The sequence below is a fragment of the Streptococcus sp. 1449 genome, assembly GCF_013276805.1.
Classification (GTDB): Bacteria; Bacillota; Bacilli; order Lactobacillales; family Streptococcaceae; genus Streptococcus; species Streptococcus pseudopneumoniae.
The window spans coordinates 1-7536 of the sequence record NZ_VMLS01000109.1 but is presented as its reverse complement, the minus strand read 5'-3'; the positions used below and the strand labels follow the sequence as shown (position 1 = coordinate 7536).

Sequence of the window (7536 nt, the reverse complement as noted above, 5' to 3'; positions counted from 1 at the left end):
CAAAGATGGGATTATAGCATACTATTCTAAATTTCTCAATCTACTATAGAATCAAGAAATCTATCACCTTCTGTAAATACCCTCCATTATCACATAAACAGGTAAACTTTTCAATTAATGACTGCGCTTTTCAATCACGATAGAGGTACTTGCTTGCTTCTTTGATACTAAGTTCAGCCATTCTTTCCTTGTTTTTCTCAATAAAGCATGTTACCCAAGTTGGATTCGTTTTGGAGTAGTCTCGCAGAGTCCAGCCAATGGCTTTATTGGTAAAAAATTCTGTTTGGTTCAAGTTATGAAGGAGAATCTTTTCCATTAATTGAGTATTGGTCTTCTCTTTTCTTAATAACTGGTGGTCAATAGCGACGCGTCTCAACCAGATATTGTCTGACAGGCTCCATTGGAGGGTTATTTTTTCCAGTTCCTGCTTCTCATACACCAAACTCCCTACTACTCGATCTAGGATATCCACCGTATCCCACCAAGACTTGGTAACAACCAACTGCTCTAGCTTAGGCAAATCGCTGTCCTTTAAATAAGACTGCATTGCTTTCAAATAGTTAGCAGCCACATACTGGTATTCTCTAGATTCTTTTTCCCAGCAAGTATCTGCAAAATCCCAATCGATAATCTTTGTTTTTTCGCTTCTGGAAAATATTTTTATAGAGTTTATTTCTTTCAGGCACCGCAATACCTAGAAAAGAAAATTGATGGCGCATATGGGCTTCCATGGGTCTTGCTTTTTAGAGTCTTTTGCTGCTTCTAGCTCCTCAAGTAAATCTGCTAAACTCATCTAAAACTCCTCATGCCCCACCAAGTGGTGCTGAAAGGCATAGACCGCTGCCTGGGTGCGATCGCTGACCTCAAGTTTGGCAAGGATATTGGACACATGGGTCTTGACCGTCTTAAGAGAGATAAAAAGTTCATCAGCGATGCGCTGATTTTCGTAACCCTTGGCAATCAGTTGGAGAACATCTCGCTCACGCGCAGTTAGGTCCTCATGAAGTTCCATGTGATTTCGGTGATATTCGACCTTCTTGCTGACCTCTTGCTCAATGGCCAGCTCCCCAGCAGCCACCTTACGGACGGCATGGAGTAGTTCGTCGGCACTAGAAGTCTTGAGCATATAGCCCCTAGCACCAGCATTTAAGACAGGCATGATTTTTTCATTGTCCAAGTACGAAGTTACAATCAAAATCTTGGCTTCAGGCCATTCTTTAAGGATAGCCAAGGTCGCGTCAATTCCATTCATCTCAGGCATGACAATATCCATGACAATAACATCTGGACGCAATTCCAATGCCAAGTCAATACCTTGAGACCCATTTGCAGCCTCGCCCACAACTTCTACATCGTCTTGGAGGTCAAAGTAGCTTTTCAAGCCCAATCGGACCATTTCATGGTCATCTACCAGTAAAATTTTCATCTTTACTCCTTTATCATTCCTTATCGAGCAGGGGAATACGAATATCAACTGCCAGTCCTTGCTTGGGAGCTGTCAATAACTGAACCGTCCCTGCCATATCTTCAACCCGCTCCTTGATATTGCGTAGTCCATAACTCAGGTCGTCTAAACTCCCTAACTGGAAACCAATCCCATTGTCCACCACCTTCAGCTGCAATTCAACATCTGTCTGATAGAGATAGACATCCAGACAAGATGCCTGGGCATGGCGAAGGGTATTGCTGATCAACTCTTGCAGAATACGGAAGATATGCTCCTCGATTTTTTTAGGCAATTTCGTCACATTTTGCTTGAAACTAACCTTGAGATCACTCTTATCCTCAAGCTCTTTTAAAAGGATTTGAATTCCTTCAACCAGACTCTTCTGCTCCAGCTCAACTGGTCGCAAATGCAAGAGCAAGACCCGTAAATCCTTCTGGGCAGTTTCTACAATAGCTGTGACACTCTGCAACTGGATCTGCATCTTTTCTCTATCCAATTTCAAAGCCTGTTGACTGACACCTGACAAAATCATGTGAGCCGCAAACAACTCCTGACTGACGGTATCGTGCAAATCCCGAGCAATTCGCTTCCGTTCTTTCTCGATGATTTCCTCTTCCTGAGCAAGGCTGTGATTTTCAGCCTTTTGAAGAGCTTCTGTCAAAAGGTTAAGTTTACCTGACAAGGACTTGAAACTGACATCCAAATCTGGATCTGCAACTTGAACCACTTCTTGCCCTGCCAATAAACGCTTGAGATTAGCCTGCATTTTTCTTAGAGAAAGCTCTTCAATACCTCGCCAAAATAGGGCTAAGAGACAGGTCATGGACATGCTGAACACCAACAACAAAAAGACAAATTTTTCTGTTTTTTCGACATCATGCAAGAAAATAGACCAGTCAAAATCAAGGATTTCCATCAAGCTGTGGGAGAAAAACAAGACAAATAAGATGGAGGTGAGAACAATGATTACATAGGCTTGTTTTTTCATCCTCTGACCACCTCCACATCCCCAATCATAGTAGTCAAGAAAATCTTGACACTCTTGTTACTCTTGAGATAGTCTCTTGTTTCTTGATGATAGTGTTCATTGCGAAGGGCTCGCTTGGGCTGATTGAAAAAATTCAAATCCCCATAGAGACAGTTAACGCTAAGGCTGACTTCCACATCTACAGGTACAATGATTTTGGTCGTTCCTACCATCTTTCTGAGGATAATGACATTGTCATGATTGGTTAGAATCACCCTCTCCAGATGAATGGTGTCCTTGCCCATGAGACGAAAGAGATTGATATCATCAAACTGGCAAGTTTGATAACTTGAAAAATGATGGAGATTGCCAAACCAACGATTTTTCTCCTTCTTAACCGTCACAACCTCTTCAAAAACCAAATTTGTCTGCTCTTTTTCCTGGTTCATCATCGGGTAAAGAAGAAAGAGACTATAGATGACCGCAACAAAAATAGCTAGAATCACAAAAGGATTGAGCATGACGATGAAAAAGAAGAGAATGCTTGCCACCACTAAAAGAAGATTATTGCCCTCTTTACCAGTGTAATAGCGAATCAAAAGCAAAAAGAGGAATAAAATCAGCAGAAAACGTGAAAAATGCTCTGAAACCATCAAAATCAGAGCTCCCGTCAAAAGACAGGCTTCGATAAATAAAAAGATTTTAAATTTTCTCATAGGTTGATCCTCTCCTTTCTATTTTATCACACTTCAAAAAAGTCACCTCAGTCTGAGGATGGAAAAAAGGCGGTGGTCACGCCTTTTTCATCTGATCCTTTGCTTCTTTTAATTTTCCATAAAGAAGATAGTCTACTTTTTGCAAATCTGCTATGGTGGCACAATTAAGAGCACACATAATCAAACGCAGATCGTCTTTCCAGCCTTGAACAATACCAATCACTTCTTCAACTGAATAGGTTTCAACCAATTCCAGAACTGTTCGTGACAGTCCTACAGCTTTGGCACCAAAGACCAAACACTTAATCATATCCAGCGGATTCCGAACGCCTCCACTAACCAAGAGTTCGACCTTGTCTTTCCATTCTTGGGCGTTGAGTAGGGCCTGCACGGTAGACTGTCCCCATTGATTGAGGTAATCACGCTGGCCACTGCGACGGTTTTCGATATAGGCAAAGCTGGTGCCACCACGACCTGATAAATCCACTGTACGAACACCCAGTTCATAGGCTCTCTCGATGGTCTTGGCATCCATTCCAAAGCCCACTTCCTTGAGAACAATAGGAACAGGAATTTGCTGGCTATAGTCTGCCAGATGCGATTGCCAGCTTCTGAACTTCCTTTCTCCCTCAGGCATAAGCAATTCCTGCATGACATTGACATGCACTTGCAGGAGAAGAGGATGCATCTCTTCTACAGTCTGAAGGCCTAACTCGACAGGCTTGTCCAATCCAATATTGGTTCCAAGGAGGAGATTGGGATGACTAGACTTGACAGAAAAAGAGTCATCTGCTGGATCTTTGAGTGCTGCGCTATAAGAACCCGTTACAAATAAAATACCACAGGCTTCTGCCACTTGAGCCAACTTTTGATTGATTTCTTTACCTTTTTCACTCCCACCTGTCATGGCATTGATATAAAAAGGAAAATCCCACTTTCGACCAGCAAACTCTGTCGACAGATCGATTTCATCCAGATTGTAAAGAGGCAAGGAAGAATGAAGCAGCTCCACCTCATCAAAGCTATTATAGGAACTTTTCTGCTCAAGGGCATAGCGGATGTGCTCATCCTTACGATTTGTCGTCATGTCCTATCCTTTCTTGGTATAAGAGCTCAATCCCCAGATCGGCCCAACGGTTTTTTAGGGTTTCAGTTGATTGCTCATCAAAACTCAAGGCAATACCACAATCACCACCACCAGCGCCACTGCTTTTGGCAACGGCTTGCAAATCTTGACTGGCTTCTTTCAGCTGTCTAAGCGAAGGCGTATAAATATCTGCGCTCAAGCCTTCTAAGAGATTGCTGGCTGTTTCCACCTGCTCAATAACTTTTTCGGATTTCCTCTGCTCCAAGGCTTCTACCAGAGAAGCCACTGTTTCTTTTGAGGAACTTAAAAAATTCTGATTGATATTTTGCTTGATTTGTTGAACCATATCACTAGATACAGCCACTTCCTTGGTCCATCCCACTAGGAAATCACATTCTAAAGTTGGTTTCACTTGTGAAATTGAAAAGTCCCAATCACGCTCTAAAACAGTCGCCAAATTTTCTTCTTTCAACCAAGCTGCTACCTGCTGGCGATCAAATGACTGGTAAAGAACCAAATCCTCTGCCACAATACAGGCAAGGTCCCCCATAGACCCATTGTCTCCGCGCTTGAGCAAGACAGCGCTAGCCAGCTTGAACAAAAGCTCCTGATCAACCGAAAGCTTATACAGAGCTAGCAGAGCCTTGATGACCAAAACAACGACGCTACCGCTAGAACCTAGACCAAACTTTTTCCCTTCCCGTTCCATTTTTCCTCGAATTTCTAGAGAAAAATGTCTTAAAGTTTGACCTCGATAAGTCAGGAAATCTTCCACTAAAGCAATCGTTTCTTGAATCAAGCTGTAGTCAGAATTTGGCGCCAAATCTACTGCGAAATCAAACAGATCTGAATAAATACGGTAGCTGTCAGAAAAAGCAATATCGCCCTTCATATAGATGGGAATGGCCTTTATCAAGGCCAACTGTCCGGGCTCTAAAATAGCATATTCACCTGCCCAATAGAGCTTTCCACAAGTTTTAACAGCAATCATCTTGACTCAAATCCTTTGTTTTTGACACAATCAAGCGGTAACGTTGACCGAAGATTTTTGATAAATGCTCCAAGTCTTTCTCTTGACAAAGAACTTTGACATTAGGACCGGCATCCATAGTAAAGTAGCAGGCCTCTCCTTGCTCGCGAAGTTGACGAACAAAGTCCATCGCTTCATAAGATGAATCGGTCAGATAAGAAAAGGCTGGTGATGCTGTTTTTGTCGTAGCGTGCATAGCAAGAGCATTTTTCTCCGTTAATTCTCCAATCTTGGCAAAGTCATTTTCCTTGAGATAAATCAGCATATCCTGATAGTCCTTCTCAGACTGACGAACCCAGTCGTCAAAAGTCGTCGAAGTCTCCACACAAAGTTTCATCCCGTCACGGCTAGAGATTGGTTTTTTCTTGTCCTCTAGCACCAACATGATCATAGCTAGTTTCAAGTTTGTCTCTACAGGGTAAATTCCCCCACTATCCTTGTCCCAGGCACCTAGTGGTCCATAAAAACTCCGAGAAGAAGAACCTGAGGCAAACTTAGCCTCCTGTGCCAACTGACTCCGAGACAAACCAAGCTGGAAATAAGCATTACAAGCCTTGACCAGGGCGGACAAACCACTAGAACTTGAGGACAGGCCCGCTGCCGTAGGCATATTATTTTGAGTATCGATACGGACAAAGCCCTCACCAGCTGGACGATAACGGTCAATAATCTTACTCATCTTGGCATGCTCGACCTCATTTTGTAGCTGAGCATTGATGTAAAATTCGTCAGCTGTTACATTGGCTGGTAAAGGCGACAAGGTCGTCTCTGTATACATATTTTCCAAAGTTAGAGAAATACTGCTAGTAGCAGGCACTATCTCTTTTTCTTTTTTCTTTCCCCAATATTTGATAATAGCAATATTTGCGTAGGAACGTACTGTTACAGGCTCTCTATCCATGTCTGAACAGCTCCTTTCTCTTCTAATCTTTCTGCTAATTCTTGTGCGTGTGTCAAATTATCTGCCAAGGCTATAATACAGCCTCCTAGCCCACCACCGCTCATCTTGGCACCCAGAGCACCATGGCTAAGAGCCGTTTCAACCAGATGGTCTGCCTCAGGGCTACTGACCCCAATTTCTTTTAAATGTAAATGCGCTTGACTGAGGATTTGTCCCAGTTCTTCAGCATCTTTTTGTGAAATCGCATCCTCTGCCTGCTGGGTCAATTCTCCCAAGGCATGCAAAAATGGTAGGGCATCCTTGCCCTTATTTTGAACCACTTGGATGGCTTCACGAGTATGACCATAAACACCCGTATCGGCAATCACCAAATAGGCGGATAAATCCATCTCAAGTTCTGTAAATCCTACGTTCTTGATAAAGCGAATAGGTTGGTCACTGAGACAGGTCTTAGCATCCAAACCACTAGGATTCATATGGGCAATCATTTCAGCTCGATTGACCAAGATTTCTAGTACATCATGAGGCAGATCGGCCTGATAGTAGTCAAATACCGCACGAATGGCCGCTATGCTGATAGCCGCTGACGAACCCATCCCCCGTTTCTCAGGGATAGCCGAGTCAATCTCACAACGAATGCAGGCTTCTGTGATATCCAAATACTCCAGTGAGGCATAAACCGCCATGGACAAGGTATCCTCCTCATAAAGGCGCCAAGGACTCTCTGCAGGAACTACCTTACAGGTCACCTCCACCTCCAAAAGAGGCAGGGAAATGGCAGGATAACCGTAAACGACCGCATGTTCCCCTATTAAAATTATCTTACTATGTGCCTGACCGACACCAACTTTTTTTGTCATTTTTTCCTTTTACTAGACGAAAAACGTCTTATTTTTCATACAAGTATTAATTCTTTCCTATCTATTTTATTATATTTTCACAAAAAAAGCGATTGTTTCCATTCACAATCGCTTCTTTCATTATTGAACCCATTCGCCATTATAGTTGACAGAATAGCCATTTACAGTCGTATTCACTGCCAAGGCACCTGAGCTATAAGCGCGTAGTACCATCTGCCATTGACCTGGAACCAACCTGTCGTCATAGAACGACGAAAGAAACTCCATACCGTTAAGTAAAGAGGAAAGTCGTGAGGGAGCATGCGCCATTGACAACCTGTTTTAGTGACGTACAAAGTCTCATTAACAAGTACTCGTTTCGGCCATTTATAGGTGCGGTGTTTGGAGAAATAGGGTTCAATCTCCCAAGAGGCATAGGGGTGCGCATAATAGATATGTTCCTCAGAAAATACATCAGACAAGCGGTTAAATTCTGTACCATTATCTGCCGTGATGGACAGAATCTTGTCTTGTTTTAAGATGAGTTTT

The 7536-nt window shown here is 42.8% G+C and carries 7 protein-coding genes and 3 pseudogenes; all 10 read right to left on the bottom strand.

The features are described 5' to 3' along the window. Positions 1-130: 130 nt before the first annotated feature. Positions 131-793 (bottom strand): annotated as a pseudogene (locus tag HT687_RS11430) (DNA alkylation repair protein). Beyond that, positions 794-1426: a response regulator transcription factor gene (locus HT687_RS11420; protein WP_000698415.1), complete on the bottom strand. Its 633-nt coding sequence runs from the start codon at positions 1424-1426 to the stop codon at positions 794-796. It lies immediately after the preceding pseudogene. Between the two features lie 13 nt (positions 1427-1439). Continuing rightward, complete coding sequence (locus HT687_RS11415; protein WP_000743691.1) at positions 1440-2435, bottom strand: sensor histidine kinase; 996 nt, start codon at positions 2433-2435, stop codon at positions 1440-1442. Then, complete coding sequence (liaF, locus tag HT687_RS11410; RefSeq protein ID WP_001224643.1) at positions 2432-3130, bottom strand: cell wall-active antibiotics response protein LiaF; 699 nt, start codon at positions 3128-3130, stop codon at positions 2432-2434. Before liaF ends, HT687_RS11415 begins: the two co-directional genes overlap by 4 nt. A 76-nt stretch (positions 3131-3206) precedes the next feature. Next, the gene (fni, locus tag HT687_RS11405) at positions 3207-4217 is read right to left on the bottom strand and encodes a type 2 isopentenyl-diphosphate Delta-isomerase (RefSeq protein WP_000210663.1); all 1011 of its coding nucleotides are present in this window, start codon (positions 4215-4217) and stop codon (positions 3207-3209) included. Further along, positions 4201-5208: a phosphomevalonate kinase gene (locus HT687_RS11400; RefSeq protein WP_023937535.1), complete on the bottom strand. Its 1008-nt coding sequence runs from the start codon at positions 5206-5208 to the stop codon at positions 4201-4203. Before HT687_RS11400 ends, fni begins: the two co-directional genes overlap by 17 nt. Beyond that, complete coding sequence (mvaD, locus tag HT687_RS11395; RefSeq protein ID WP_000373448.1) at positions 5195-6148, bottom strand: diphosphomevalonate decarboxylase; 954 nt, start codon at positions 6146-6148, stop codon at positions 5195-5197. The genes HT687_RS11400 and mvaD overlap by 14 nt, the downstream gene beginning before the upstream one ends. Then, a complete protein-coding gene (gene mvk / locus HT687_RS11390) occupies positions 6130-7008 on the bottom strand; it encodes a mevalonate kinase (RefSeq protein ID WP_000163312.1) in 879 nt (292 codons plus the stop codon). Before mvk ends, mvaD begins: the two co-directional genes overlap by 19 nt. A gap of 120 nt (positions 7009-7128) precedes the next feature. Then, a pseudogene (locus HT687_RS11385) lies at positions 7129-7409 on the bottom strand (transposase). Further along, positions 7410-7536: pseudogene (locus HT687_RS11380) on the bottom strand (IS30 family transposase); the annotation flags it as partial.

What these genes read in the sequence shown, in the direction of transcription:
- HT687_RS11420 (WP_000698415.1), bottom strand. Translation starts at nt 1,426, where the DNA reads ATGAAAATTTTACTGGTAGATGACCATGAAATGGTCCGATTGGGCTTG.
- HT687_RS11415 (WP_000743691.1), bottom strand. Translation starts at nt 2,435, where the DNA reads ATGAAAAAACAAGCCTATGTAATCATTGTTCTCACCTCCATCTTATTT.
- liaF (WP_001224643.1), bottom strand. Translation starts at nt 3,130, where the DNA reads ATGAGAAAATTTAAAATCTTTTTATTTATCGAAGCCTGTCTTTTGACG.
- fni (WP_000210663.1), bottom strand. Translation starts at nt 4,217, where the DNA reads ATGACGACAAATCGTAAGGATGAGCACATCCGCTATGCCCTTGAGCAG.
- HT687_RS11400 (WP_023937535.1), bottom strand. Translation starts at nt 5,208, where the DNA reads ATGATTGCTGTTAAAACTTGTGGAAAGCTCTATTGGGCAGGTGAATAT.
- mvaD (WP_000373448.1), bottom strand. Translation starts at nt 6,148, where the DNA reads ATGGATAGAGAGCCTGTAACAGTACGTTCCTACGCAAATATTGCTATT.
- mvk (WP_000163312.1), bottom strand. Translation starts at nt 7,008, where the DNA reads ATGACAAAAAAAGTTGGTGTCGGTCAGGCACATAGTAAGATAATTTTA.